Genomic DNA, 26,054 nt, shown 5'->3' on the forward strand with positions numbered 1-26,054 from the left:
TGAGTTGGCCGGGTGTGTGGTCGGGGTCGCCGGGCTGCGGACGCACGCTTGGTCGGTCAGGGTGATGAGGGCGGTTCCGCCGGACGGGGGAGGCGAACAGTCCCAGTGGTGGACGTGGGCGGCCGGGGTGGCGTCCGAGGCGGGCGCCGTTGCGGCCGGCGCCATTGCGGCCGGCGCCATTGCGGCCGGCGCCATTGCGGCCGGCGCCGTTGCGGCCGGCGCCGGAATGCTCAGGGCACTCGTCCGATGGCGGCTGCGCAGCCCCACTACCGGAGGCCGGCCCGACGTCCCGTCCAGTCGGCAACTCTGAGTGCTCGAATCGGTGGGCAGGCTGCTGTTCCGGCGTGCGCGCCGGTGGTCAGTGCTCCTGAGCCGTCGGGCGCACCATAATCTCGTTGATCGCGGCGTGCGGGGGCTGGGTGATCATGAAGATGATGGAGCGGGCAATGTCCTCAGCGCGCAGCCACGTATTCCGCGGCAGGCCACGGGCGGCGGCGGAACCCGCGCCGGTCGCCATCTCCGTCGTGGTCATACCCGGCTCGACCAGGCCCACCCGCACCCCCCGCCCGGTGACCTCCTGGCGCAGGGCTTCGCTGAACGCGCCCACGGCGTGCTTCGTCGCCGAGTACACGCTGTTGTTCTTACGCGCCACCCGGCCCGCGAGCGAGCTGACGTTGACCAGATCGGCGACTCGGCGCGGATCATCCGCGGCCGCGTGCAGCAGGTGCGGCAGCGCCGCCTGCGACACGTGCAGGACAGCCTTGACATTGAGGTCGACCGTCTGATCCAGGTCCTCGGGGGCGTTCTCCTCGAACGTGCCCATCGCTACGTAACCGGCGTTGTTGACCAGCACGTCCAGCCGTGAGAAGCGGTCCGCGGCGTCCTCGACGGCGTGGCGCGCCTGCGCCATGTCACGCAGGTCCGCGGTGAGGGCGACGCACGAGCCGCCCTGGCCTCGGATCGCGGTGGCCAGTTCCTCCAGCCGCTCGGTGCGGCGGGCGACCAGCGCCACAGCGGCGCCCTGCCGGGCCAGCGCCAGGGCGGTGGCTGCCCCGATGCCGCTGGACGCGCCGGTCACCAGCGCCGCGCACCCCGACAGCGGCTCGCCGGCCGCGTCGACGGTGTCGGTGCCTGTTACCGCAGCGCGTACCGCCATCGCCTTCCTCCCTCAGGTATGGCACGCTATACGATCCACGGCAGCTTGATGCAAAGGTTCACCGCGCGGCCCCCACCTGCGATCAGGAGGTGGGGGCCGCGCGCGTCCTGGTCAGCTGTGGAAGCGGATGTAGCCGTCGCCGTCGCGGTCGTATCCGCTCTTGGTGTAGGAGTGGACATCCGAGCGGCTGCCGGAGGGCTTGTACAGGTAGATCGTGTCGCGGTCGTTGTTCCACATGAAGTTGCAGCTGTCGCGGTAGACCACGTTGTACTTGTCGGAGTCGGTGCCGTGGCCGCCGCGGAGCTTCACGTAGTCACCGGGCTGGAGGTAGTGGCTGGCGGTGAAGGCGAAGCGGTTACCCGTGGCGTCCTTGACGACGTAGCCCTTGAGGTTGATGGTCGCCGAGGACGAGTAGTTCTTGATCGTCAGGTACTCCTCCCTGGTGTTGCCGGAGGAGCAGCTGTTGGAGTCACGGCCGGGCGCGTCGTACTGGACTCCGCGGATTTTCAGCGCCGAGTGGTACTCGGCGGCCTGAGCCGGGTTGACGGCAAGGAAGGCCAGCGCGCCGGCGGTAACAGCCGCGGCTATGACAGATCGCTTACGCAAGAGATTCCCCTCAAAGTGCGATGAAGACGTGTTGCATGTGAAGGACTTGTGAGGGGGCGTGATGGTTGCACGGTAAATAACACGGGTCGCGCACTTCTTTGATGCCGCACCGGGCCTATCCGGCCTGACGGGCCCGCTCCGGGTAACGGACCAGGTCACGCATGCTCCGCGGGCCACGGCAGGCTTCGGCTGATCTCTTCGCTGTTGTCCTGCCACGTCGTCCGCGCGGCGGCTTTCCCGATCACGCCGGCCACACCAGAACCTGCCGTCGCGACAGTTCAAGAGCGCCGTGGACCTCTTCGACCGACGAGGAACACCTCCCGAAGACGGAACCGCCCCGGCCGGTGGGATACCGGCCGGGGCGGAACGGGCGCTGTGGCGGAGGCGTCAGCTGAGGGTCGCGAGGGCCTGGTTGAGGGTCGCGGACGGGCGCATGACGGCGGAGGCCTTGGCCGGGTCGGGCTGGTAGTAGCCGCCGATGTCGACGGGCGAGCCCTGGACGGCGATCAGCTCGTCGACGATGGTCTGCTCCTGCTCGGCGAGCGTCTTGGCGAGGCCGGCGAACGCCTCCGCGAGCTGGGGGTCGTCGGTCTGCTTGGCCAGCTCCTGGGCCCAGTAGAGGGCCAGGTAGAAGTGGCTGCCGCGGTTGTCGATACCGCCCACGCGACGGCTCGGCGACTTGTTCTCGTTGAGGAAGGTTCCGGTCGCGCGGTCGAGGGTGTCGGCGAGCACCTGGGCGCGGCCGTTGCCCGTCTTCTGGGCGAGGTGCTCGAAGCTGACCGCGAGCGCGAGGAACTCGCCCAGGCTGTCCCAGCGCAGGTAGTTCTCCTTGACCAACTGCTGGACGTGCTTGGGGGCGGAGCCGCCGGCGCCGGTCTCGAACAGGCCGCCGCCGTTGATGAGCGGGACGACGGACAGCATCTTGGCGCTGGTGCCGAGCTCGAGGATCGGGAACAGGTCGGTCAGGTAGTCACGCAGGACGTTGCCGGTGACCGAGATGGTGTTCTCGCCCCGGCGGATCCGCTCCAGCGAGAACGCGATCGCGTCGACCGGCGACATGATCTCGATCTGGAGACCCTCGGTGTCGTGCTCGCCCAGGTACTCCTTGACCTTCTCGATCAGGTTGGCGTCGTGCGCGCGGCCCTCGTCGAGCCAGAACACGGCCGGGTCGCCGGTCGCGCGGGCGCGGGTGACGGCGAGCTTGACCCAGTCCCGGATCGGCACGTCCTTGGTCTGGCACATCCGGAAGATGTCACCGGCGCCCACGACCTGCTCCAGCACCGCGTTGCCGGCCTCGTCGAGGACGCGGACGGTGCCCGTGGTGGGGATCTCGAAGGTCTTGTCGTGGCTGCCGTACTCCTCGGCCTTCTGCGCCATCAGGCCGACGTTGGCCACCGAGCCCATCGTGGCCGGGTCGAAGGCGCCGTTGGCGCGGCAGTCGTCGATGACGACCTGGTAGATGCCGGCGTAGCTGCTGTCCGGGATGACCGCGAGGGTGTCGGCCTCCTCGCCGTCCGGGCCCCACATATGTCCGGAGGTGCGGATCATGGCCGGCATGGAGGCGTCGACGATGACATCGCTCGGGACGTGCAGATTGGTGATGCCGCGGTCCGAGTCGACCATGGCCATCGCGGGGCCCTCGGCCAGCTCGGCCTCGAAGGACGCCTTGATCGCCGGGCCCTCGGGCAGCGGCTCCAGGCCCTTGAGGATGCCGCCGAGACCGTCGTTCGGGGTCAGACCGGCGGCGGCGAGCGTCTCACCGTGCTCGGCGAAGGTCTTCGGGAAGAAGGCGCGTACCGCGTGGCCGAAGATGATCGGGTCGGAGACCTTCATCATCGTGGCCTTCAGGTGCAGCGAGTACAGCACGCCCTCGGCCTTGGCGCGGGCGACCTGATCCGAGAGGAACTCGCGCAGCGCCGCGACGCGCATCACGGACGCGTCCACGACCTCGCCCTCGAGCACCGGCACCGACTCGCGCAGCACGGTGGTGGTGCCGTCGTCGCCCACCAGCTCGATACGGAGCGAACCGGCCTCGGAGATCACCACGGACTTCTCGGTGGAGCGGAAGTCGTCGGCGTCCATGTGCGCGACGTTCGTCTTCGAGTCGGACGACCACGCGCCCATGCGGTGCGGGTGGGCCTTGGCGTAGTTCTTCACCGAGGCGGGGGCGCGGCGGTCGGAGTTGCCCTCGCGCAGCACCGGGTTGACGGCGCTGCCCTTGACCTTGTCGTAACGGGCGCGGATGTCCCGCTCCTCGTCGGTCTTCGGGTCGTCCGGGTAGTCCGGCAGCGCGTAGCCCTGCTGCTGGAGCTCGGCGATCGCGGCCTTCAGCTGCGGGATCGACGCCGAGATGTTCGGCAGCTTGATGATGTTGGCCTCGGGGGTCCTGGCCAGCGCACCGAGCTCGGCGAGCGCGTCATCGATCCGCTGGCCCTCTTCGAGGTACTCGGGGAAGCTCGCGATGATCCGCCCCGCCAGCGAGATATCACGGCTCTCCACGGTGACCCCGGCCGTCGAGGCGTACGCCTCGACCACAGGCAGGAACGAATACGTCGCGAGGGCCGGGGCCTCGTCGGTGTGCGTATAGATGATGGTCGAGTCAGTCACCGGGTGCTCCGCTCCACGTCTGCAACATTGCTCGACATCAAGATATCTCGTGATCGGGCCCCTCTCGAAAGGACCCTCGAAAGAAACCTGGCCCCGTATGCGTCACAGCGCCGAGTCGCCGGTCAGCCGGCCCACGCGGTCGCGAAAGGACCTGGTCTCCGCCCCCGCTTCCTGAGATCGTTCCCGTCCATGCGGACGACTTTGCGGGGCCGGTATGGTCGACTGTCGACAGTGGCTGGAGCGCCCCGGAGGCGAACCGAGCCCTGAGAAAAAAAGGAGTGCCCTAGAAACCCTCCATACGCAGCCGCCACTGGCCCGCGCGACCGGTCAGGGTGACCGTGGAGAGTGGGAGTATGTCGACGCTCCAGAAGCAGTGCGGCGGCGCCTTGATCGCGTACATCATCGCCGCGCGGATCACCCCGGGGTCGGCGACGGCGACCATCTTGGCGTGGTCCTCGGCCGGCCGGGTGTCCAGCCAGCCGCCCACCCGGGTGATGAATGTGTGCAGCGACTCGCCGCCGTGCGGCGCCGAGCGGGGGTCGGCGAGCCAGGCGTCGACCGTACGCGGCTCGCGCGCCATCACATCCGCCAGCGTACGGCCCGACCAGCGGCCCATGTCGCAATCGCGCAGGGCGAGTTGGACCAGCGGGGTGAAGCCGAGCGCGTCACCGGTCTCGCGGCTGCGGGGCGACGGCGAGCAGTAGCGCAGCTCCGCGGCGGCGAGGGGCAACAGCACCGGCGCGGCGCGCTCGGCCGCGTGCCGGCCTTCCGGATCCAGCGGCCGGTCGTCGTCGAAGCGCTCCCCGAGGCGGGATGAGGTCCGGGCGGCGGCGACCAGCGTCAGCCGAAACGTCATCCGGGCATCGTACGGTTCACGGGTTCGCCCCGGTGGCCTGTCGCCGGGCGAAGAGCAGGCGCATCCAGTGCTCGGGATCGTCGAGCGGCCCGAAGCCGATCTTCTCGTAGACGCCGTGGGCGTCCTCCGTGGCGAGGAGTATGCGGCGCAGACCGAGGGGCGCCAGATGGTCGCGGACGGCCGTGACCAGCGCGCTGCCCAGCCCCTTGCCGCGCGCGGCCCGGTCGACGTAGACATCGCACAGCCAGGCGAAGGTGGCGTGGTCGGTGACGACGCGCGCGTACGCGGCCTGGGCGCCCGAAGCGGTGTCGTACGCGCCGAAGTTGAGCGAGCCAGCGATGGCGTGGTCCTGCTTCTCGCGGGTGCGGCCGAGCGCCCAGTAGGCGTCGGTTGACAGCCAGTGGTGGACACGGGCCGGGTCGAGCCGCGCCGGGTCGGTGGAGATCTCGTAGCCGTCGATCATGTGGATGTTCCTATCAGCAGCGCCACGGCCGCCGCGACGGAATTCCGGCGGACCCTCGGCCCCGACGCACCCGCCTCAGCCGAGCACTTCCTCGCACGCGGTACGGAGCCGGCGTACCCCCTCCGCCAGTTCACCGGTGCCCGCCACCGACGCGAAGCTCAGCCGGACGTGCGGCGCGGGCGGCTCGGCGCAGAAGTACGGACGGCCGGGGGCTACGGCGACTCCGGCGCGCAGCGCGGCGGAGGCCAGCGCGGCCTCGTCGGCGCCCTGGGGCAGCCGTAGCCACAGGTGGTAGCCGCCGGGCGGGACATGGGGCAGGGCGAGGCCGGGCAGGTCCCGCCGGATCGCGGTGACGAGCGCCTCGCGGCGGGTCCGCAACCGGTCGGCGACGGTGCGCAAATGGCGGGTCCAGGAGGGCGCGCCGACGAGTTCCAGCGCGGCCTCCTGCAGCGGGCGGGGCACGAAGAAGCTGTCGACGATCTGGATCGCGCGCAGCCGCTCCAGCGCGGGGCCGCGGGCGGCGAGCGCGCCCACCCGCAGGCTGGGCGAGGTGGCCTTGGTGAGCGAGCAGACGTGAACGACCACCCCGTCGGGGTCGTCGGCGGCGAGCGTGGCGGGCAGCGGAGGCGCGTCCTCGTGAACGAGCCGGCGCGCGAAGTCGTCCTCCACCACGAACGCGCCCGCCTCGCGGGCGATCCGGATCACCTCGCGGCGGCGCTCGGCGGAGAGCACCGCACCGGTCGGGTTCTGGAAGAGCGGCTGGCAGACGAAGACCCGGGCGCCGCTCGCGCGCAGCGCCTCGGCGAGCAGCTCGGCGCGGACCCCGTCGGCGTCCACCGGGACCGGGACGGGCCGCAGCCCGGAGGCGCGGGCGGCGGCGAGCATGCCGGGGTAGGTCGGGGACTCGACGAGGACAGGCGCGCCGGGCGGTGCGAGCCCGCGCAGCGCGCAGGTGAGTGCGGACTGGCCGCCGGCGGTGACCAGAACGTCGGAAGGGGCCAGGGCGCCGGCCCGGCCGCCGATCTCGCGGGCGAACCAGGCGCGCAGCTCGGGAAGCCCCTCCACGGGCGGGCGGTCCCACGCACCGGGCCGGCGGCCGGCGCGGGCGAGGGCGGCGGCCATCGCCCGCTCGGGCTGGAGCGAGGAGTGGAGATAGCCGCCGTTGAGTTCCAGGGCGCCGGGTGGCGGGGCGGCGAGCGTGGCCAGGACACCGGAGGCGTCGACGGAGCGCGGGACCGAGTCGCCGGCGGGCGGGGCGCTCAGCGCGACCTCCTGCCAGGAGGTGTCGCCGGGCCGCGGCTCCTCGGCCCGTGGCCGGGCGGCGGCGCGGAAGGCACCGGCGCCGGGGCGGGTGACGACAAGCCCCTCGGCGGCGAGTGTGGCGAGCGCCCGGGAGACGGTCACGGGGCTTACCCGATAGCGCTCGATCAGCGCACGGCTGGAGGGCAGCTTCTCACCGGGTGAGTAGCGGTTCAGTTCGCTCCGCAGCGTATCGGCGAGATCAGCCACACTGCTACGCTCATGCATGACAGCAGAGGATAGCGCTACCGAGCGCGGCACGATAGCGGTGAGCGGCGAGCCCCAGCGCGGCTCCGCCCCGCCGCCCGGCGCCCCGCCGCCCAGCACCTCGCCGCCGCATCCCGCCCGGAGCGGAACCGTTCTCGCCGCGCTCGGCGTGGCCGCCTTCTCCCTCACCTTCCCCGCCACCGCCTGGGCGCTGGAGGGCCTCGGCCCCTGGTCGGTGACCGCGTGCCGGGTGGTGCTCGCCGCGCTGGTCGCCGGCGGCGCGCTGGCCGCGCTGCGCGTACCGCTCCCCGGGCGCCGCCACTGGCCCGGCCTGCTGGTGGTCGCGGCGGGTGTCGTCGTGGGCTTCCCTCTGCTGACCACGCTCGCCCTGCAGACCTCCACCACCTCGCACGCGGCCGTGGTGGTCGGCCTGCTGCCGCTCACCACCGCCGCCTTCTCCGCCGTGCGCACGGGGGTGCGGCCCTCGCGCCTGTTCTGGGCGGCGGCGCTGGCCGGGGCCGCCGTCGTGATCGTCTTCGCGGTGCAGCAGAGCGGTGGCGCGCCGACCACCGGCGATCTGTATCTGTTCGGCGCGCTGCTGGTGTGCGCGGCGGGCTATACGGAGGGCGGCCGGCTGGCCGGCCATATGCCGGGCTGGCAGGTGATCGGCTGGGCCCTGGTGGGCTGTCTGCCGCTGTCGGTGCCGGGCGCGGCGCTGGCGCTGCTCGGCGAGCCGGTCCACCTCGGCGCGCGCGCCGTCACCGGGCTGCTGTGGCTGGCGGTGGGCTCGCAGTTCGTGGGCCTGGTGGCCTGGTACCGCGGGATGGCCGCCATCGGCGTGGCCAGGGCCAGCCAGCTCCAGCTGGCGCAGCCGCTGCTCACGCTGGTGTGGTCGGTGCTTCTGCTCGACGAGGAGCTGACCCCCGCGGCCCCGCTCGCCGCCGTCGCGGTCCTGGTGTGCATCGGAGTGACGCAGCGGGCGCGGGTTCCGGGATCGGCGGCCCGGATTGGCCCCCCGACAGGCGCAAACCAGGATAAGCGGCCATAGACTGGCTTCAGGGATCGCATTGCCCTCCGGCGGACAGGAGGTCACGCAGATGGAGGCGACCACAGGCGACAAGCTGCTGGTGCACGGCAGGGTTGTCGGCATACACGACCGGATCGCAGAGATCATCGAAGTGCTCGGGGACCACGGCGAACCGCCGTACCGCATCCGCTACGAGGACGACGGCCATGAGTGCCTGTTCTCCCCCGGGCCCGACTCCGTCGTCCGGCACCTGGCCACCGGACCCCGGCAGTAACGCCGCCAAGGCCCGGCTCAACGGGGCGGACGTACGCGACACGAGTAGTGGTCGGCGACCACACGCGCCATGGCGCCGTTGCGGTCGGCGGCCACTTCTTTTGCGGAGAAGTAGACGTTCCCCCGGACCTGCGGATAGTCCCGGTCGAAGGTGAGATGCCGGGACAGCTCCGCCGGGTCCTGCCAGGGTGCGGGCTGTGCCGGGTCGCCCGCCTTGTAGAGGGCCTCTCCGATGTAGAGGTGCACCCCGGTGCCGCGTACGGCATCGGCCCACCAGGGCACCAGCTTGGCGTAGTCGGCGGCGGCGAAGCCGATGTTCCAGTAGACCTGCGGGACGATGTAGTCGATCCACCCCCGCCGCACCCAGCCGCGCGTGTCCGCGTACAGGTCGTCGTAGGTCTGCACCCCTGCCCGGGTGTCGGAGCCGAGCGGATCGGTGGCCCGGTTGCGCCACACCGCGAAGGGGCTGATGCCGAACCGTACGCCCCGCTTCAGCCGCTTGATACGGCCGGCCGTCTCGTGCACGAGCCGGTCGATGTTGTCCCGCCGCCAGGCGGCCCGGTCCGGAAAGCCCGCGCCATGGCGCTCGTACGCGGCGTCGTCGTCGAAGACCTGGCCCGCCACCGGATAGGGATAGAAGTAGTCGTCCCAGTGAACGGCGTCGATGTCATAGCGCCCGACCGCGTCCAGCATCGCGTCCTGGACGAAGCGGCGGACCTCGGGCAGCCCGGGGTTGTAGTAGAGCTTCCCGCCGTACGGCACGACCCACTCGGGGTGCACGCGCGCGGGGTGAGTGGGGACCAGCTTCGAGACGTCGGTGTGGTTGGCGATCCGGTACGGATTGAACCAGGCGTGCAGCTCCAGACCGCGCCGATGCGCCTCGCGTACGGCGGTGCCCAGCGGATCCCAGCCCGGATCGCGGCCCTGGACCCCGGTGAGGTACTCCGACCAGGGCTCGTACGGTGACGGCCACAGCGCGTCGGCGGTCGGCCGCACCTGGAAGACCACCGCGTTGAGCCGGCGCTCGGCCGCGGTGTCGAGGAACGCGAGCAGCTCGGCGCGCTGCTCCGCGGCCGTGAGACCGGGCCTGGAGGGCCAGTCCCGGTTGGCGACGGAGGCCAGCCACATCCCGCGGAACCGGGGCCGGCGCTCCCCGCCCCGCCCGTCCGCCCTCGCCTCGCCCGTGACGGTTGCGGCCAGCGCCCCGGCGGCGGCGACCGTCAGGCTTCTGCGCGTGATCCGACCCATGCTCAGCTCCTCGCCCCTTGTGGCAACTCCCGCCGATGATGGGGCTCTTGGGCGCACGCGGCAATGGTTACCCCGTGACTTCACTCTTCTCGCACGGCCATCCGGCCGTTGGCCGACGCCGGGGCGAGCTGGACAAGGATCAACGGCAACGCCCATCAGTGGGGCTGGACCGGCGCCACGATCACCGGCGGCCCCCGGGTCCACGGGCGGGTCTACGGGGAGACGAACGGCCGCGTCATCCTCCGCGGCGACGCGTCGTAACGGCGCGGTGACAGCGGACTGGCCGGGGCCCGGGCGAATCCGGCCCCGGCCCGTCCCTCGCCGATAACCGGAGGGTAACGTCAGGGGCGACAGGGGGACGACACAGCCGAAGGCAGATCAGCGAAAGGCACGATGTGACCGACATCGAACGCGTCGGAGTGGTGGGCTGCGGCCAGATGGGTGCGGGCATCGCGGAGGTGTGCGCCCGCGCCGGCCTGGACGTCATGGTCGCGGAGACCACCGGCGAGGCCCTGGAGATCGGCCGTACCCGCCTGACCAACTCCCTCGGCAAGGCCGCCGAACGCGGCAAGATCACCGAGAAGGAGCGGGACGAGACGCTGGGGCGGCTGAACTTCACCACCGATCTGGGGGAGTTCGCCGACCGTGACCTCGTGATCGAGGCGGTTGTCGAGAACGAGCAGGTCAAAACGGAGATCTTCCAGGTGCTCGACCAGGTGGTGGCCCGTCCCGACGCCATCCTCGCCTCCAACACCTCCTCCATCCCCCTGGTCAAGCTGGCCGTCGCCACCTCCCGCCCCGACCACGTCATCGGCATCCACTTCTTCAACCCGGCCCCGGTGCAGGCGCTGGTCGAGCTGATCCCGGCGCTCACCACCGGCGACGAGACCATCAAGCGCTCCGAGGCGCTGGTCCATGACGTCCTCGGCAAGCACGCGATCCGCGCCCAGGACCGCTCGGGGTTCGTGGTCAACGCGCTGCTGATCCCGTATCTGCTGTCCGCGATCCGGATGTTCGAGTCCGGCATCGCCAGCCGTGAGGACATCGACAACGGCATGGAGATGGGCTGCGCCCATCCGATGGGCCCGCTCAAGCTGTCCGATCTGATCGGTCTGGACACGATCGCGGCGATCGCCGACTCGATGTACCACGAGTACAAGGAGCCGCTGTACGCCGCTCCCCCGCTGCTGCTGCGCATGGTGGACGCGGGCCGGCTGGGCCGTAAGACGGGCTCGGGCTTCTACCCGTACTGACGCCCTCGCGATCGGCTCGGCGCCCGGTGGTGGCGGAGGGCGGCTCGCGGGGAGGGGGCCGCCTACGCCCGGATGAGGCTGACCGGATCGTTCCGGCACCAGCCCCGATCGTGCCTGGCCGCTTGATGTCGGCCCAGGTCAGACTGGGTCACATGAATCGCGCACTGATCGTCGTCGATGTCCAGGAGTCCTTCCGCGCCCGCCCGTCGTGGGAGCAGATCGCCAATCCGAAGATCGCGGATCCGGTCAATCGGCTGGTCCGCCTCGCCCGTGCCGAGGGTGACCTGGTGGTCTGGGTGCTGCACACCGAGCCCGGCAGTGGAGGCGTGTTCGATCCGGACCAGCAGCACGTCCGGCTGCTGGACGAGCTGGAGCGGCCGGAGGCCGGTGAGCCGGTGCTGCACAAGACCTCCCACAACGCCTTCACCACCACCCGTCTGCACCAGCTGCTGACCGCGGCGGGCGTGCGCGAGCTGGTGGTCTGCGGCATCCGCACCGAGCAGTGTGTGGAGACCACCACCCGGGTCGGCAGCGACCTGGGGTACCGGGTCGTCTTCGTCACCGACGCCACCACGACGAACCCGATCGGCAAGCTCAGCGCCGAGGCGATCATCGAGCGTACGGAGGCGGTCCTCCGCGACCGGTTCGCCCGGATCGCGACGGTGGCCGAGCTGGAGGCGGAGCCGGGAGTGTCCACGGCGTGAGCCGGGTCGTCTTCGTCCTGCTGCCCGGAGTCCACCTGCTCGATCTGGCCGGACCGGCCCAGGTCTTCAGCACGGCGGCGGACCTCGGGCAGCCGTACGAGCTCAGCTACGTCGCCGAGCGGGAGCGGATTCCCAGCGCTCAGGGTGTGACGCTGACCGCGCACACCCGATGGCCCGAGACAGGCCCCGACGACCTGGTCGTGGTGCCGGGCTGGCGGACGTCCACGCCGCACGTCGGCCCGGAGCCGGGCCCGGAGGAACTGGCGCGGCTGCGCGCGCACCACGCGGCCGGGGGCACCGTCGCCAGCGTGTGCGCCGGGGCGCTGGCGCTGGGCCTGGCCGGGCTGCTGGACGGGCGCCGGTGTACCACCCACCACGAGCTCCAGGATGAGCTGGCCGCCCGGTATCCCCGGGCGACGGTGGTACGGGACGTGCTGTTCACGACCGACGACCGGGTAGTGACCTCGGCGGGCATCGCCAGTGGGATCGATCTGGCGCTGCATCTGCTGGCCCTCCGGCACGGTCCGGCGCTCGCCGCCCAGGTGGCCCGGAACATGGTCGTCTACGCCCGCCGCAACGGCCATGAGCCGCAGGCCAGCGTCATGCTGCGGCACCGTTCCCATCTGGACGACACCGTCCACCGCGTCCAGGACCTCATCGACGCACGGTTCACCGAGCCGCTGTCGCTGGCGTATCTGGCCGCCGGTGCGGGGGTCAGCGAACGCACCCTCACCCGGCTGTTCAACCGCGCCACCAGCGGGCTCACCCCGCTGCGCTACCAGCAGACACTGCGGCTGGAACGCGCCCAGCATCTGATCAGCCATGGCTCGACAGTGGAAGCCGCGGCCCGCGAAGTGGGGTTCGACGACGCGCGGATGCTGCGCCGCCTCCGGGCGCGCGCACTGTGACCGGCGGGATTCACTCCGCCGACTCCGTTTCCGGTCCGGCGTCGGCGCCGAGCACACCGTCCAGCTCGGAGATCTGCCCGACCAGCCGGAGCACATCCCCCGTGCCTTCGAGGGCGAGCTGTACCTCGGCGACGCCCGTATCGCTGGGCCTGGCCTCCTCCTCGGCCCGGACGACACGGGTCGAACGGTCCCGGCCCTTCCAGGGCGCCCGGTCCACCCGCACCCGCAGCACCTTGAACCCGGCGGACGTGCACAGCTCCAGAACGTGGGACAGCAGCCCGCCGCCCACCCGGTAGGAGAGCTGCACCTCCACCTCCTCGGCCGACCACGTGGCCGGCATACGGCGGGTGACCAGCGGATAGCCGCGTACCACCAGGAAGTGCACCACGGTGGCCGCCGTGGCCAGCAGGGCCAGGCCGCCGCCGCAGGCCATGCCCACCGCACAGGTCAGCCAGATGGTGGCCGCCGTGGTCAGTCCGCGGACGGCATCCCGGCGTACGAAGATCAGACCGCCGCCGATGAAGCCGATACCGGAGACGATCTGCGCCGCCACCCGCGACGGGTCCAAGGTGACGTGCTCCCGCAACAGCACATCGGCGAAGCCGTACTGGGAGACCTGCATGAACAGCGCGCTGCCCACGCCCACCAGGGTGTGGGTGCGCAGCCCGGCACTCTTCTGCCGCACCGCCCGTTCGAGCCCGATGAGGGTGGACAGCACCAGCGCGACACCGAGTTCGGCGAACTGCCGTACCCCCTGGTCAGCACCGAATTCCCACATCGGAGCGGCGATCAGTTGCACGTGCCACCTCTTCGGTCCGTCCTGACGGTCCCACCCCATGCGTCCCATCAGTACCCGACATCGGCTCGGACACGTGGGAAGCGGAACGGGAAACGGAACGGCCGGCCCCGGTGCGCACCGCTCTTCGCACGGGGTGTGCGCCGGTGACTCACACACCATCCCCACACACTCTCCCGCGCCGCCCGGGTACGCGGTTGACTCATAGCATGACCAGTGCACGGACGTACATCCGGAAGGGGATCAACCCGTGACCACCGAGCCCGAGCAAGCCGCGTTAGCCGTGGAGCTCGCGGAACTCCGCCGGAGCGTCGATGTGGGCTTCGCCCGCGTCGACGGCCGGCTCGCCCTGCTCGACCACCGGGGGGAACAGTCGGAGGAGGACGTCGGCCAACTGGCCGGACGGATGCGCGTCCTGGAGCACGGACGCTGGCCGCTGCCCTCCATCGCCGCCCTGACGGGCGTCTCCGCGCTGGCGCTCGCGGTGTGGCAGGCGGCGGGCCACTAGCGCCCGGGCCGGGGTGCCCGCGTGGGCCGCGGGGGCCGCGAGGCTCGCGCGGCCCACCGCTCAGCCGAGGCGTATGTGGTGAAGCAGCAGCAGCGCGGCCGCCATGTTCGCCGCGGGCACCTCGCCGCGGGCGACCAGATCGGGCACCAGCTTGAGCGGGACCCATTCACGGCGGTCCGATTCGAAGTCGTCCTCCGGGGGCCCGACGTAGTCGGCCTCCTCGGCCCAGTAGATATGGTGCCGGGCATCGGTGAGCCCGTTGGACGGCTCGACGGAGAGCAGATGGCGCAGCGGGCCGGGGCGCCAGCCGGTCTCCTCCTCCATCTCGCGCGCCGCGGCCTCCGCGATGTCCTCACCGTCCTCGACGACGCCCGCCGCCAGCTCCCAGCCCCAGGTGTCGGTGATGAAGCGGTGCCGCCACAGCAGCAGCACCTCGTTCGCCGCGTTGACGACGGTGGCCACGGCCACCGGTCGGAGCCGGATCAGATAGTGGTCGAGATGACGGCCGTCGGGGAGTCGGACATCCGCGAGGTTGACCCGGAACCATCGGTTCTCGTACACGGTCTGCTCCCTGAGGTTCTTCCATCGCACTGGTCAGCCACCTTCCGTCGGACAGATGGCAATCCTCGGCCAACCGCTGACGAGGGTGCGGACCGCGGTCAGAGAGGAACGCGCAGTGCCCCGTCGATGAGCTCGGCTGCCACGGATGTCGCCGCGGATCCGCTGGTCGCGAGGTGCTCCCGCACCGCGCGCAACCGGTCGCGTAACCGCTGGGACTCCATCCCGCGGGCCCGCTCGGTCATCTCCACGGCGGTGGCGCCCGCCCGGTCCGCGTCCCCCTGGCGCAGTTCGATATGGGTGAGCATGGCGAGCCGGTGCACCCGGCCCCGGTCGTGCGCGGGTGTGCCGACGGCGGCGGTGGCGTGCTCCCGGGCGCCGCCGAGGTCGCCGAGGCTCAGCAGCGCCTCGGCCACCTGGATGTTCACCAGCCCCGGCTGGACGTAACCCGTCTCGTCGGGCTCCTGGCCCGGCCGGATCCGGTCGGCCGCGGTCTCGGCGCGCCGGATGCAGGACAGGGCCCCGGCGCCGTCGCCGAGCCGGGCGTACGCCTTGGCCTGCATGGCGTACAGATCGGCGGCGAGCGCGGGGGTGATCTGGGCGCCCGCGGCGCGCAGCGCCGACTCGGCGAAGGCGACCGCCTGCCGGTGCTCCTTCATGTACAGGGACTGGGTGACGAGCAGCGCTATGACGTAGGCCCCCAGGCCCCGGTCGCCGCTGGCCTTGGCGAGCCGCAGCGCCTGGTGGAAGTAGCGCTGGGCCAGGCCGTGCGCGTTGGAGTCGTACGCGCAGATCCCGGCGATGGCCACCAGGCCGCCGGTCGCCCGGTGCAGCTGACGGCCGGTGTCGTCGGCGTAGCTGCCGCGCAGCAGCGGCGCGGTCTCGGAGTTGAGAAAGCCGACGACGCGGGCTCTGGTCGCGATGCCGCCGGCCTTGCGGTACAGCTGCTCGTAGTGGGCGCGGGCGGCGCGCAGCATGTCGATGTCGGTCATGCTGACGCGGGTCAGGCCGTGGCGTGACACATCGGAGTCCTCGGGCGGGTTCTCCCACTCCCACACCGGGATGACGGCGGGCGTGCCGGTGACCGCCGGGGCGCCGATGACATGCGGGCGCTGCTGTTCGTCGGAGCGCCACAGCGCGGTGGCGCGCTCGACGAAGCCGGAGAGCGGGGTGGCGGGCGCGCGGGGGCTGCCGGGGGTGCCGAGACCGATGTCGTCCAGGGTGAGCGCGCGGTGCAGCCGCTCGCCGAGCACCTCGCAGATGAGGTCCGGCACCTGACCGCGCGGCCGCTGGCCCTTCAGCCAGCGGGCCACCGCGGTGTGTTCGTACCGCAGCCTCATGCCGCGCGCCCGGCCCGCCTCGTTGATATGCGCGGCCAGCCCCGCGTGGGAGATTCCGGCCTCGTCGAGTAAGGAATCGAGCAGTGTGTTGGGCTCCATGGCGCCCTCCCGATGCCCTCGGTGCGCTCAGCGTAGTGGAGGGGGATTCGCACGGGGTGTGAAGAGGGCGCGTGAGGGGCGCCCTAGCGGTGGCGGGCATCGCCGGCCGGGACGCTGAGGGCCGGGTGGGCGGACAGCGGACTGCGGTCGTTGCGGAGCGCGACCAGGGCGATGTCGTCCGCGAGCCGGCCACCGGTGTGCCGCAGCACCGCCGCGCGCACCCCCGCGACCACCGCCGCCGGCACGATCGGGCCGGGGCCCGCGGCCTCGGCGAGGGCGCGGCGCAACGGGAAGAACGCGCCGTGCGCGTCGCGCGCGTCCTCGGCGCCGTCGGTGTGCAGCACCAGCGCGTCCCCGCCCCGCAGATCGCGGCAGCGGGCGACGGGCAGCTCGGCGGGGAGCGGGAAGAGGCCGAGCGGGGGCAGCACCTCGCCGGGGGCCGTCTGCCGGGCCATGGCCGGACCCACCGGCTGTTCGAAGAGCCGGTACGGCCAGGGGTGGCCGCAGTTGAGCGCGGTGACCTCGCCGTCCCGGCCCACCTCCAGCAGCAGGACCGTCACGAACTCCTCGGCCTCCGGGCTCTCCGGCGGGTACTCGCCCCCGGCGCGCTCCCGCAGATGGCGCTGCAGGGCGCGGTCCAACCGGCGCAGTACATCGGCGAGTTCGGCCTCCTCGTGGGCCGCCTCGCGGAAGCTGCCGAGCACGGCGGCGACAGTGCCGATCGCGGCGAGCCCGTGCCCGCGCGCATCCCCGATGACGACCCGGACGCCATGGGCAGTGGCCAGCGCCTCGTACAGATCGCCGCCCACCGCGGCGCCCCGGCTGGCCGACAGATGGCCGCCCGCCAGCTCGATGCCCTCCAGACGGGACGGAAGCGGCCGCAGCACCGCGTCCTGCGCGGCGGCGGCCACCTCCCGGGCCCGCTCCAGCTCGCGCACCAGCCGGGACCGCCGGCCCGTCGTCAGATACCCCGCCGCGACGACGCTGAGGATGGCCCCGCACGCCCCGAGCCGGGTGGACAGGGCGTCCGACGGGCTCGCCGGGGCCAGGAGGCTCAGCGGTACGAGCGCGAACAGCGCGCTCACCCCGCCCAGCAGCATGCAGAGCCTGCGGCCGCTGATCGCGTACGCGAAGGCGGGAACGGCGGCCAGAACCTGCACCAGCCGGGGCCCATGCGGGCAGTACAGCTCCCACACAACGACACCGGCCACCCACAGACAGGCAAACACGAGCACAAACCGCCGCCGCCTCCCGCACGGCGAATCCGCCACCGTTGCCGGTACACCGCCCACCGCCCTGGTCCCGATCATGCGTCGCCCCCACTCGCAGCCCAATGAGGCGGTCGGCGGGGCCCGGTGCCGGTCCTGACCCGAGCCGTGCGACCGTGACGATTCTGGCGACAGCTCCTGCGCAAAGGACCAGTCGCCTTCCGGATCTCACCTGAACGTGTGACCACCGCCCTGACCGGACCCCGAACACCACGCCGTGGGCCGGACGCGGTATCGGCTGTCTGCCGATACCGGGGCCCGGAGACCAGCCCGGCTCAGAGGAACGGCTGACGCGGCGGAGCCACCGGGCGGGGCCCGTGCGCGCGCCCCGGGCGGCGCCCGCGCGGCTGACCGCCGACGCCGGCCCGAGCCGACGCGCCGGGCCTCGGCGGTACGCCCGCCCGGCCCCGACCGCACCGCGGAGACCGCGCCCAGGCGGCCCGCAGCGGCGGCGACGAGCGCAGGCCCGCCCGACGCCGCAGCGCCACTGCGGGAAGGCCGGCGTGCGTGTGGCGGACCGGTCCGCCCTCAGACGCACGGAGGTGGCGCAGCCGCGGCCACACCGCGCCGGACCACGGGCGAGCGCAACCGCCCGCATCCCGCGCAGCCCGGCGACGGCACCGGTCGCCGACAGACGCTGCGGAAGGCCGCACACACGCGGACCAGGCCGCCCCCAACGCGGCACGCACGACCGCTGCAAACGCGGACCGACGCAACCACCCACACCCCCGCACGACCGGCGGCGGCACCGGTCGCCGGCAGACGCTGCGGAAGGCCGCACACACGCGGACCAGGCCGCCCCCAACGCGGCACGCACGGCCGCTGCAGACGCGGACCGACGCAACCACCCACACCCCCGCACGACCGGCGGCGGCACCGGTCGCCGACAGACGCTACGGAAGGCCGCACACACGCGGCCACGGCGCGCCAACGCGGCAGGGCCGCTGCGGTGCGGGCGGGCGCAGCCGCCCGTATCCGGCGCGGCCCGGTGGCGGTCGCCGCGGGGGCACGCCGCCCCCGGGCGGCGGGAGCGCGCGATGGGGCGCACCCCGTGATCGGGGTGCGCCCCATCGGCTCGTTACGGCGACCGACGCGAGTCGGTCGGCGTCAGGCTCCGCGGAGCGTGGCGCCCGTGCGTTCGGCCGCCACCGCCACCGCGGCGTCGCGGGACGCCGCGATCTCCTCGGCGGTCAGGGTGCGGTCGCGGGCGCGGAAGCGCAGCGCGTAGGCCAAGGACTTCTTGCCCTCGCCGAGCTGTTCGCCGGTGAAGACGTCGAACAGGCGGACGGACTCCAGCAGATCGCCGGCCCCCTCCCGCAGCGCCGCCTCGACGTCGGCCGCGGCCACCGACGTGTCCACGACGAGCGCGACGTCCTGGGTGGCCACCGGGAAGGTGGAGACGTGGGGGGCCTCCACGACGCCCGTGCCCGCGCGCTCCAGATGGTCCAGCTCGATCTCCATCGCGCAGGTGCGCTCGGGGAGGCCGAGGGCCTTGGTGACGCGCGGGTGGAGCTCACCGGCGTTGCCGACGAGGATCTCCTCGCCGTCGACGACGGCCAGCAGCGCGGCGCAGCGGCCCGGGTGCCAGGGGTCCTGCTGGTCCTGGCGGACGATCAGCTCGACGCCCGCCTCACGCGCCACGATACGGCCCGCCTCGACGGCGTCGGCCCAGCTCACCGGGGTGCCCTTGCCCCACCAGCCGGCCTGCTCACGGGCGCCCGCGAGGACGACGGCGGCGCGGCGCGGCTGGCGCGGGAGCGAGGCGTTCAGCGCGGCGATCTCCTCGTCCGACGGACGGTGGTCGACAGGGAGGACGACGGCCGGGGGCTCGCCGCCGGTGGCGCGGAAGATCAGACCGGTCTCGAAGAGCGCGACGTCGTGCTCGCCGCGGCCGACGTTGCGGCGCAGCGCGGCGAGCAGTCCGGGCAGCAGCGTCGTACGGAGCGCGGGCTCGGTGTCGGAGAGCGGGTTGACGAGGTGGACCAGGTCACGCCGCCCGTCGTCGGCGGCGAGGCCGAACTGGTCGAGGACCTCCTCGCCGATGAACGGGTAGTTGAGCGCCTCGACATAGCCGGCGCCGGCCAGCGCGCGGCCGACCCGCCGGTGCAGCCGCTGACGGCTGGTCAGCCCGCGCCCGGCGGGCGGCCGCGGCAGGGTCGAGGGGAGGTTCTCGTACCCTTCGAGCCGGATGACCTCCTCGGCGAGGTCGTTGGGGTCGGTGAGGTCGGGCCGCCAGCTGGGCACGGTGACGGTGAGGTCGTCGGCGCCGTAGACGTCGCAGCCGATCTGCTGGAGCCGCCGCACCACGGTCTCGCGCCCGTAGGTGACGCCCGCGACGCGGTCGGGGTGGTCGGCGGGCAGCGTGATGGTGTGCGGTGCGCTGGGCGAGATGATCTCGGTGACGCCCGCCTCGGCGGTGCCGCCCGCGAGCAGCACCAGCAGGTCGACGGTGCGCTGCGCGGCGGCCGAGGTGGCCTCCGGGTCGACGCCGCGCTCGAACCGCCGGGACGCCTCGGAGGACAGCTTGTGGCGCCGGGCGGTACGGGCGATCGAGACGGGGGAGAAGTGGGCGGCCTCGATGACGACCTCGGTGGTGCCCTTGACCTGGCCGGTCCCGGGGGCGGCCGCGGCGTCCGCGATCTCGGTGTCGGCGCCGCCCATTACGCCGGCGAGGCCGATCGGCCCGCTCTCGTCGGTGATGACGAGGTCCTCGGCGTCCAGGACGCGCTGGGTGCCGTCAAGGGTGGTGAGCTTCTCGCCCTGCTCGGCGCGGCGGACACCGATCGCGCCGTTGACCCGGGTGCGGTCATAGGCGTGCAGCGGCTGGCCGAGTTCGAGCATCACATAGTTGGTGACGTCGACCGCGAGCGAGACCGGGCGCATCCCGGCCTTCTGCAGTCGGCGCTGCAGCCAGATCGGGGAGTGCGCCTCGGGGTCGAGCCCGGTGACCGTACGGGCGGTGAAGCGGTCGCAGCCGACCGGGTCGGCGACCTTGACCGGGTAGCCGTGGCTGTTGGGCGCGGGTACGTCCAGCAGGGCCGGGTCGCGCAGCGGCAGCCCGTAGGCGATCGCGGTCTCGCGGGCGATGCCGCGCATCGACAGGCAGTAGCCCCGGTCGGGGGTGACGGCGATGTCGAGGACATCGTCGACGAGTTCGAGCAGCTCGATGGCGTCGGTGCCCGGCTCGTACTCCGGCGGCAGCACGATGATGCCGTCGTGGTCGTCGGCCATGCCCAGCTCGCGGGCGGAGCAGATCATGCCCTCGGAGGTCTTGCCGTACGTCTTGCGCGCGGAGATCGCGAAGCCGCCGGGCAGCTCGGCGCCGGGCAGCACGACGACGACTTTGTCGCCGACCGCGAAGTTGGTGGCACCGCAGACGATGTTCTGCGGCTCACCGGTGCCGCCCCCAGAGCCTTCGGCCTGGGAGGTGCCCCCTGCCTGGCCGACGTCGACCTGGCAGTAGCGGATGGGCTTCTTGAACCCCTCCAGCTCCTCGATGGCCAGTACCTGTCCGACGACCAGGGGGCCCTTGAGGCCGGCGCCGAGCTGCTCGACGGTCTCGACCTCGAGCCCGGCCGCGACGAGTTTGGCCTGTACGTCACGGCCGGTCTCACCGGCGGGCAGGTCGACGTACTCCCGCAGCCAAGAAAGCGGGACCCGCATCAGATCTCCATCCCGAAGGGCCGGGTGAAGCGCACGTCACCCTCGACCATGTCTCGCATGTCTTCCACGTTGTGCCGGAACATCAGCATCCGCTCGATCCCGAACCCGAAGGCGAAGCCGCTGTACTTCTCCGGGTCGACGCCGGCGGCGACCAGCACCCGCGGGTTGACCATGCCGCAGCCGCCCAGCTCGATCCAGCCCTCGCTGGAGCAGGTGCGGCAGGGCCGGTCCGGGTTGCCGACGGACTCGCCGCAGCACACGTAGCACCGCATGTCCATCTCGGCGGACGGCTCGGTGAACGGGAAGAAGTTCGGCCGCAGCCGGGTGGTCATCCCCTCGCCGAACAGCGCCCGCACCATGTGGTCGAGCGTGCCCTTGAGGTCGGCCATGGTGAGGCCCTCGTCGATGGCCAGCAGCTCGACCTGGTGGAAGACGGGGGTGTGGGTGGCGTCCAGCTCATCGGTGCGGAAGGTGCGGCCCGGACAGATCACATAGATGGGCGGCTCCCGGTCGATCATCGACCGGATCTGCACCGGCGAGGTGTGGGTGCGCAGCACCACTCCGGACGACTCGCCCTCCTTGGCGCCCCGGACGAAGAAGGTGTCCTGCATCTCGCGGGCGGGGTGGTCGGGCGGGAAGTTCAGCGCGTCGAAGTTGAACCACTCGGCCTCGACCTCGGGGCCCTCGGCGACCTCGTAGCCCATGGCGACGAAGATGTCCTCGATGCGCTCGGAGAGCGTGGTGATGGGGTGACGGGCGCCGGCCGGGGTGCGGTCGTACGGCAGGCTGACGTCCACCGCCTCCTCGACCAGGACCCGCGCGTCGCGCTCGGCCTCCAGCTCCTCCTGCCGGACCTTCAGCGCCTGGTTGACCTGGCCGCGGGCCTGGCCGACGCGCTTGCCCGCGTCCGCCTTGGCGTGCGGCGGCAGGGCGCCGATCTCGCGGTTGGCGAGCGCCAGCGGCGAGCGGTCGCCGGCGTGGGCGACCTTCACCTCGCGCAGCGCCTCGAGGTCCCCCGCGGCGGCGATGGCGTCCAGCGCCTCGTCCCGCATCCGGGCGATCTCTTCCGGTTTCAGTGCCTCGACCTCAACAGGGTCGTACGACTTATTGGGTGCCGACATCTCTTCCCGTGCTTCCGATTGTCCCCCAGCTACCGCTGGGAGGTGCCCCCTGGCTGCGCGACCCCGCTCGACTCTGCGACCACAGGGGACCACAAGGGACGCCAAAGGTGCCAAGGCCCGAGTCTAAGGGGCGCGGGGGGTCTGCTGTTCCGCGGGAAGCCCGTGGGGCGATCAGACCAGATAGGCCGGGGTGCCCACGGGCAGGGTAAATCGGAACTCGGCGCCGCCGCCGCGGGCCCGGCCGACGGTGATCGTCCCGCCGTGCGCCTCGACGATGCCCTTGACGATGTAGAGGCCCAGGCCGGTGCCGCCGCGCTTGCTGCCCCGCCAGAAGCGGGTGAAGACGCGGCTCATCGACTCCTCCGGGATACCGGGGCCCTCATCGCTCACGGTGATGGCGGTCCTTTCGACTACGGGGCCGTCCGCGGCGGGTCTGACCGCCGCGGGTGCCACCTCAATAGTGACCGTTCCCTCGCCGTGGCGCACCGCATTTTCCAGGAGGTTGCCCAACACCTGATCTATCTTGTCCGGATCGGCCCACAGGCCGGGCAGCGGCCCCCTGACCCTGATCAGAAAGCGCTCCGCGCACTGTCCGGCGGCGGTGAGCGCCTGCACATGGCGGCGGACGGCGGCGGCGACGTCGACCGGCTGTCGGCGCACCTCTAGGCGGCCGGAGTCGATCCGGGAGATGTCCAGCAGCTCGGCGATCAGCCGGGTGACCCGGTTGGCGTCGGCGTCGACGGTCTCCAGCATCAGCCGCTTCTGATCGTCGGTGAAGCGCTCCCATTTCGCGAGAAGGGTGGCCGTGAAGCCCTTGACGGACGTCAGCGGGGAGCGCAGCTCATGCGCGACGGTCGCGATCAGCTCGGCATGGCTGCGCTCGGTGCGCCGGCGCGCCTCGGTGCCGCGCAGCGAGACCACCAGCCGGCACACCGGCCCGGTGGGCCGCTCGCGTACGTAACGGGCCGAGACCAGCACCTCACGGCCGCCGGGCAGCAGCAGATTCCGCTCGGGCTGGCCGACCCGGGTGGCCAGCCCTCCGTAGGGATCGGTCAGCGCCCACCAGCGCCGCCCGTCCAGGTCCTCTAACGGCAGGGCCCGCTCCAGCCGGCAGCCGATCACGTCGGCGGGGCGGGTGGCGGTGATCCGGCCCGCCGCGGCGTTGAAGCAGGTGACGCGGCCGGTCTCATCGGCCACCACCAGACCGTCGGGCAGATCGTCGGGGTGCAGACCGAGCGCGGCCATCACGTCGTCGGCCGGGCCGGGGCCCTCGCCCGGGTCGTATCCCGCGCCGGGCAGCCCCGCACCGGGCGCATGGGCATCGGCCGCCCTGGCGCCGGAGGTCCTGACGTCCATCCCCACACCCCCTCTCACTCCCCCGGAGGGGCAACCCTACTAGGTCGATGTGACGGAGCGGCACCCTGCGGGAGCACGCTGCGCACGAGCGGAGGCATAGAGGCACACGGCGGCGGCCGTGGCGAGGTTGAGGCTCTCGGCCCTGCCGTGGATCGGAACGCGCACCACCTCGTCGGCGAGTGCGCGGGTAGCCTCCGGCAGCCCCCAGGCCTCATTGCCGAAGATCCAGGCGGTGGGGGCGCCGAGCACCCCGTCGTCGAGCTCGGAGTCCAGATCCCGCTCCCCCGCCCCGTCCGCGGCCAGCACCCGCGCCCCGGTCTCCCTCAGACCGCTCACCGCGCGCTCGACGGGCACCCCGACGGCGACGGGAAGGTGGAAGAGCGAGCCGACGGAGGCGCGCACGGCCTTGGGGTTGTAGAGGTCAACGGAGGCGTCGGTGAGGACGACGGCGTCCGCCCCGGCGGCGTCCGCGCACCTAAGGACGGTCCCCGCGTTCCCGGGGTCGCGGACATGGGCGAGGACGGCGACGAGCCGGGGGCGGGCGCGCAGGATCTCCTCGAACGGCGAGTCCAGGAAGCGGCACAGCCCGACGATGCCCTGCGGGGTGACGGTGTCGGACATCTCCGCGACGACCTCGTCGGACGCGGTGAGGACGGGGATGTCCGCGGCGCGGGCGGCGGCGACGATCTCCGCGTGACGCTCGGCGGCCTCGGGGGTCGCGTACACCTCCACGAGATGCGCGATCGCCTCCCGTACGGCCTGCGGCCCCTCGACGATGAACCGCCGCTCCTTCCCGCGGAAGCCGCGCTTGGCGAGCCGTCTGGCCGCCGTGACGCGCGGCGATCGCAGGGACGTCAGCTCGGGGGTCGCCATGGGGTGCGCCTCTCTCTTTCTTCTGGGGCTCGGTTCGCCTCCGGGGCGCTTTCAGCCACTGTCGACAGTCGACCGTGCTCGGCCCTTCGTTCCTCAGGGCCTCCGCGCGCTCTCCCTTACGACAGCGGCGCGCCCCTTCGGCTCACTCGCCGGCAGGCAAGGCACCCAGAGCGATGGGAACCCTCCGGGCCTGCACCTGCTCTCCCTTACGACAGCGGCGCGCCCCTTCGGCTCGCCCCCAGCAACCGCTGGGAGGTGCCCCCAGCCGGGGGCAGGGCTGCACATGCGCGGACCCGCAGGTGAGCGATCACCTGCGGGTCCGGGTGCCGTAAGGCTCAGCGCCTGCTTCAGGCGGCCTTCGGCGCGTTGACGTCGCTCGGCAGCGCCTTCTGGGCCGCCTCGACCAGCGCGGCGAACGCGGTGGCGTCGTTGACCGCGAGGTCGGCCAGGATCTTGCGGTCCACCTCGATGCTGGCGGCCTTCAGACCCTGGATGAAGCGGTTGTACGTCATGCCGTTGGCGCGGGCAGCGGCGTTGATGCGCTGGATCCACAGCTGACGGAAGTCGCCCTTGCGCTTCTTGCGGTCGTTGTAGTTGTAGACCAGAGAGTGGGTGACCTGCTCCTTGGCCTTGCGGTACAGGCGGGAGCGCTGGCCCCGGTAACCGCTGGCCTGCTCGAGGATCGCCCGGCGCTTCTTGTGTGCGTTGACTGCCCGCTTGACGCGTGCCACTTGTTTAACTCCTTGTACGGGGCCGCGGGTGACTCACGCGGCCCGGAAACGAATAGGTCCCGGTCGGCTGACGCACGCCCCGCCGAAGCGGGGCGGGGCGTCACTTGCCGAGAAGCTTCTTGATCTTCTTGGCGTCGGCCGGGGCCATTTCGACCTTGCCGGCCAGGCGGCGCGTCAACGTGGACGGCTTGTGCTCGAGAAGGTGGCGGCGACCGGCGCGCTGGCGCACCACCTTGCCGGAGCCGGTGAGCTTGAAGCGCTTGCTGGCACCGCTGTGCGTCTTGTTCTTCGGCATGTCGCCGTTCTCTCCTCGTCGGGGCGCTTCCGGCGGCCGGCGGCGCGGCACGGGCCGCGATCCGGCGTACGGAAGCGTCATATGTTTCGGTTGGTGTCCGGGGCCATACGGCCCCGGGTGGGCGGTCGAGGCTGGCGCCTCTCAATCACGCCTCTGCGGGCTCCTCGGCGGGCTCCTCGGCGGACGCGTCCGGGGACTGGTCCAGGTGAGGAACACCCTGGCGCTCCGCCTTGCGGGCGGCCTGCGCCTCACGGGCTTCGGCCATCGCCTCGGTCTTCTTCTTGTGCGGACCGAGAACCATGATCATGTTTCGGCCGTCCTGCTTCGGATTGGACTCGATGAAGCCCAGGTCCTGGACGTCCTCGGCGAGCCGCTGCAGCAGCCGGAAGCCGAGCTCCGGCCGGGACTGCTCACGGCCCCGGAACATAATCGTGATCTTGACCTTGTCGCCCTGCTTGAGGAACCGGACGACGTGACCCTTCTTGGTGTCATAGTCGTGCGGGTCGATCTTCGGCCGGAGCTTCATCTCCTTGATGACCGTGTGCGCCTGGTTCTTGCGCGCCTCACGGGCCTTCATGGCCGACTCGTACTTGAACTTTCCGTAGTCCATGAGCTTGCAGACCGGCGGACGGGCTGTCGCCGCCACCTCGACGAGGTCGAGGTCGTACTCCTGCGCAAGCTCCAGGGCCTTGGCAAGCGGCACAATGCCGACCTGCTCGCCACTGGGACCGACGAGTCGCACCTCGGGGACGCGAATCCGGTCGTTGATGCGGGGCTCGGCGCTGATGGATCCTCCTCGGTTGCACCACGCGACCGTCTGGCGGACTGCCGCGTAACGT

25 protein-coding genes are annotated in these 26,054 nt (G+C 72.1%); 7 read left to right on the forward strand and 18 right to left on the reverse strand.

All coding sequences use genetic code 11. The features are described from left to right. Window positions 1–358: 358 nt before the first annotated feature. The 6 genes from ABZS71_RS27035 to ABZS71_RS27060 form a co-directional block, all read right to left on the reverse strand. Window positions 359–1,156: an SDR family NAD(P)-dependent oxidoreductase gene (locus ABZS71_RS27035; protein WP_356214261.1), complete on the reverse strand. Its 798-nt coding sequence runs from the start codon at window positions 1,154–1,156 to the stop codon at window positions 359–361. Window positions 1,157–1,267: 111 nt separating this feature from the next. Then, window positions 1,268–1,762 (reverse strand): lamin tail domain-containing protein, encoded by a 495-nt coding sequence (locus tag ABZS71_RS27040; protein WP_356214262.1) that lies wholly within the window; start codon window positions 1,760–1,762, stop codon window positions 1,268–1,270. A 387-nt stretch (window positions 1,763–2,149) separates the two neighbouring features. Continuing rightward, a complete protein-coding gene (locus ABZS71_RS27045) occupies window positions 2,150–4,369 on the reverse strand; it encodes an NADP-dependent isocitrate dehydrogenase (RefSeq protein WP_356214264.1) in 2,220 nt (739 codons plus the stop codon). 283 nt (window positions 4,370–4,652) lie between these two features. Then, window positions 4,653–5,225, reverse strand: a complete 573-nt coding sequence (locus tag ABZS71_RS27050) for a histidine phosphatase family protein (RefSeq protein WP_356214266.1) — start codon at window positions 5,223–5,225, stop codon at window positions 4,653–4,655. 16 nt (window positions 5,226–5,241) lie between these two features. Further along, window positions 5,242–5,688, reverse strand: a complete 447-nt coding sequence (locus ABZS71_RS27055) for a GNAT family N-acetyltransferase (RefSeq protein WP_356214268.1) — start codon at window positions 5,686–5,688, stop codon at window positions 5,242–5,244. A gap of 75 nt (window positions 5,689–5,763) precedes the next feature. Continuing rightward, window positions 5,764–7,215, reverse strand: a complete 1,452-nt coding sequence (locus ABZS71_RS27060) for a PLP-dependent aminotransferase family protein (protein WP_356214270.1) — start codon at window positions 7,213–7,215, stop codon at window positions 5,764–5,766. On the opposite strand from ABZS71_RS27060, the gene ABZS71_RS27065 reads away from it, so the two are divergent. Together ABZS71_RS27065 and ABZS71_RS27070 are read left to right on the forward strand one after the other, a co-directional pair. Then, complete coding sequence (locus ABZS71_RS27065) at window positions 7,214–8,242, forward strand: DMT family transporter (RefSeq protein ID WP_356214272.1); 1,029 nt, start codon at window positions 7,214–7,216, stop codon at window positions 8,240–8,242. The genes ABZS71_RS27060 and ABZS71_RS27065 overlap by 2 nt on opposite strands. A 49-nt stretch (window positions 8,243–8,291) precedes the next feature. Further along, on the forward strand, window positions 8,292–8,495 hold the full coding sequence (locus ABZS71_RS27070; protein WP_355859001.1) for a DUF1918 domain-containing protein: 204 nt from the start codon (window positions 8,292–8,294) through the stop codon (window positions 8,493–8,495). Window positions 8,496–8,512: 17 nt separating this feature from the next. Here ABZS71_RS27070 and ABZS71_RS27075 read toward each other — a convergent pair whose 3' ends face one another. Then, on the reverse strand, window positions 8,513–9,742 hold the full coding sequence (locus ABZS71_RS27075; protein WP_356214274.1) for a family 10 glycosylhydrolase: 1,230 nt from the start codon (window positions 9,740–9,742) through the stop codon (window positions 8,513–8,515). Window positions 9,743–9,850: 108 nt separating this feature from the next. Here ABZS71_RS27075 and ABZS71_RS27080 point away from each other — a divergent pair, with 108 nt between their 5' ends. From ABZS71_RS27080 to ABZS71_RS27095, 4 genes are all read left to right on the forward strand, one after another. Next, a complete protein-coding gene (locus ABZS71_RS27080) occupies window positions 9,851–10,003 on the forward strand; it encodes a hypothetical protein (RefSeq protein ID WP_356214317.1) in 153 nt (50 codons plus the stop codon). A gap of 134 nt (window positions 10,004–10,137) precedes the next feature. Further along, entirely contained in the window at window positions 10,138–10,995 is an 858-nt protein-coding gene (locus tag ABZS71_RS27085; RefSeq protein WP_356214276.1) for a 3-hydroxybutyryl-CoA dehydrogenase, read from the forward strand. A gap of 152 nt (window positions 10,996–11,147) precedes the next feature. Further along, window positions 11,148–11,699, forward strand: a complete 552-nt coding sequence (locus ABZS71_RS27090) for an isochorismatase family protein (protein WP_355858992.1) — start codon at window positions 11,148–11,150, stop codon at window positions 11,697–11,699. Next, window positions 11,696–12,607 (forward strand): DJ-1/PfpI family protein, encoded by a 912-nt coding sequence (locus ABZS71_RS27095; RefSeq protein WP_356214279.1) that lies wholly within the window; start codon window positions 11,696–11,698, stop codon window positions 12,605–12,607. The genes ABZS71_RS27090 and ABZS71_RS27095 overlap by 4 nt, the downstream gene beginning before the upstream one ends. Before the next feature lie 10 nt (window positions 12,608–12,617). Here the strand turns inward: ABZS71_RS27095 and ABZS71_RS27100 are convergent, their stop codons facing one another. Then, complete coding sequence (locus tag ABZS71_RS27100) at window positions 12,618–13,406, reverse strand: MgtC/SapB family protein (protein WP_355858986.1); 789 nt, start codon at window positions 13,404–13,406, stop codon at window positions 12,618–12,620. Between the two features lie 247 nt (window positions 13,407–13,653). Between ABZS71_RS27100 and ABZS71_RS27105 the strand changes: the two genes are divergently transcribed. Then, window positions 13,654–13,911 (forward strand): hypothetical protein, encoded by a 258-nt coding sequence (locus ABZS71_RS27105; RefSeq protein ID WP_356214281.1) that lies wholly within the window; start codon window positions 13,654–13,656, stop codon window positions 13,909–13,911. Between the two features lie 60 nt (window positions 13,912–13,971). Here the strand turns inward: ABZS71_RS27105 and ABZS71_RS27110 are convergent, their stop codons facing one another. The 10 genes from ABZS71_RS27110 to infC all read right to left on the reverse strand — a co-directional run bounded on the left by ABZS71_RS27110 (window position 13,972) and on the right by infC (window position 26,002). Next, window positions 13,972–14,502 (reverse strand): NUDIX domain-containing protein, encoded by a 531-nt coding sequence (locus ABZS71_RS27110; RefSeq protein WP_356214283.1) that lies wholly within the window; start codon window positions 14,500–14,502, stop codon window positions 13,972–13,974. A gap of 68 nt (window positions 14,503–14,570) precedes the next feature. Next, complete coding sequence (locus ABZS71_RS27115; RefSeq protein WP_355858977.1) at window positions 14,571–15,908, reverse strand: transcriptional regulator; 1,338 nt, start codon at window positions 15,906–15,908, stop codon at window positions 14,571–14,573. 83 nt (window positions 15,909–15,991) lie between these two features. Further along, on the reverse strand, window positions 15,992–17,119 hold the full coding sequence (locus ABZS71_RS27120) for a PP2C family protein-serine/threonine phosphatase (RefSeq protein WP_356214285.1): 1,128 nt from the start codon (window positions 17,117–17,119) through the stop codon (window positions 15,992–15,994). 1,164 nt (window positions 17,120–18,283) lie between these two features. Beyond that, entirely contained in the window at window positions 18,284–20,839 is a 2,556-nt protein-coding gene (gene pheT, locus ABZS71_RS27125; protein ID WP_356214287.1) for a phenylalanine--tRNA ligase subunit beta, read from the reverse strand. Next, window positions 20,839–21,960: a phenylalanine--tRNA ligase subunit alpha gene (gene pheS, locus ABZS71_RS27130; protein ID WP_356214289.1), complete on the reverse strand. Its 1,122-nt coding sequence runs from the start codon at window positions 21,958–21,960 to the stop codon at window positions 20,839–20,841. Before pheS ends, pheT begins: the two co-directional genes overlap by 1 nt. A 171-nt stretch (window positions 21,961–22,131) precedes the next feature. Next, the gene (locus tag ABZS71_RS27135) at window positions 22,132–23,316 is read right to left on the reverse strand and encodes a PAS domain-containing sensor histidine kinase (protein ID WP_356214291.1); all 1,185 of its coding nucleotides are present in this window, start codon (window positions 23,314–23,316) and stop codon (window positions 22,132–22,134) included. A gap of 39 nt (window positions 23,317–23,355) precedes the next feature. Then, a complete protein-coding gene (locus tag ABZS71_RS27140) occupies window positions 23,356–24,189 on the reverse strand; it encodes an RNA methyltransferase (protein ID WP_355856426.1) in 834 nt (277 codons plus the stop codon). Window positions 24,190–24,536: 347 nt separating this feature from the next. Next, on the reverse strand, window positions 24,537–24,920 hold the full coding sequence (gene rplT / locus ABZS71_RS27145; RefSeq protein WP_355856423.1) for a 50S ribosomal protein L20: 384 nt from the start codon (window positions 24,918–24,920) through the stop codon (window positions 24,537–24,539). 100 nt (window positions 24,921–25,020) lie between these two features. Further along, window positions 25,021–25,215, reverse strand: coding sequence for a 50S ribosomal protein L35 (gene rpmI / locus ABZS71_RS27150; protein WP_020867203.1), 195 nt, complete (start codon window positions 25,213–25,215; stop codon window positions 25,021–25,023). Window positions 25,216–25,360: 145 nt separating this feature from the next. After that, a complete protein-coding gene (infC, locus tag ABZS71_RS27155; protein WP_356214313.1) occupies window positions 25,361–26,002 on the reverse strand; it encodes a translation initiation factor IF-3 in 642 nt (213 codons plus the stop codon). Between the last annotated feature and the right edge of the window lie 52 nt (window positions 26,003–26,054).

This window comes from Streptomyces sp. NPDC005393, from assembly GCF_040606675.1.
Lineage (GTDB): Bacteria > Actinomycetota > Actinomycetes > Streptomycetales > Streptomycetaceae > Streptomyces.

Coding starts and splice junctions, on each gene's coding strand:
- ABZS71_RS27060 (WP_356214270.1), bottom strand. CDS start 7,215: ATGCATGAGCGTAGCAGTGTGGCTGATCTCGCCGATACGCTGCGGAGC.
- pheT (WP_356214287.1), bottom strand. CDS start 20,839: ATGCGGGTCCCGCTTTCTTGGCTGCGGGAGTACGTCGACCTGCCCGCC.
- ABZS71_RS27070 (WP_355859001.1), top strand. CDS start 8,292: ATGGAGGCGACCACAGGCGACAAGCTGCTGGTGCACGGCAGGGTTGTC.
- ABZS71_RS27035 (WP_356214261.1), bottom strand. CDS start 1,156: ATGGCGGTACGCGCTGCGGTAACAGGCACCGACACCGTCGACGCGGCC.
- ABZS71_RS27050 (WP_356214266.1), bottom strand. CDS start 5,225: ATGACGTTTCGGCTGACGCTGGTCGCCGCCGCCCGGACCTCATCCCGC.
- ABZS71_RS27075 (WP_356214274.1), bottom strand. CDS start 9,742: ATGGGTCGGATCACGCGCAGAAGCCTGACGGTCGCCGCCGCCGGGGCG.
- ABZS71_RS27065 (WP_356214272.1), top strand. CDS start 7,214: ATGACAGCAGAGGATAGCGCTACCGAGCGCGGCACGATAGCGGTGAGC.
- ABZS71_RS27115 (WP_355858977.1), bottom strand. CDS start 15,908: ATGGAGCCCAACACACTGCTCGATTCCTTACTCGACGAGGCCGGAATC.
- rpmI (WP_020867203.1), bottom strand. CDS start 25,215: ATGCCGAAGAACAAGACGCACAGCGGTGCCAGCAAGCGCTTCAAGCTC.
- ABZS71_RS27055 (WP_356214268.1), bottom strand. CDS start 5,688: ATGATCGACGGCTACGAGATCTCCACCGACCCGGCGCGGCTCGACCCG.
- ABZS71_RS27090 (WP_355858992.1), top strand. CDS start 11,148: ATGAATCGCGCACTGATCGTCGTCGATGTCCAGGAGTCCTTCCGCGCC.
- pheS (WP_356214289.1), bottom strand. CDS start 21,960: ATGTCGGCACCCAATAAGTCGTACGACCCTGTTGAGGTCGAGGCACTG.
- ABZS71_RS27140 (WP_355856426.1), bottom strand. CDS start 24,189: ATGGCGACCCCCGAGCTGACGTCCCTGCGATCGCCGCGCGTCACGGCG.
- ABZS71_RS27135 (WP_356214291.1), bottom strand. CDS start 23,316: ATGGACGTCAGGACCTCCGGCGCCAGGGCGGCCGATGCCCATGCGCCC.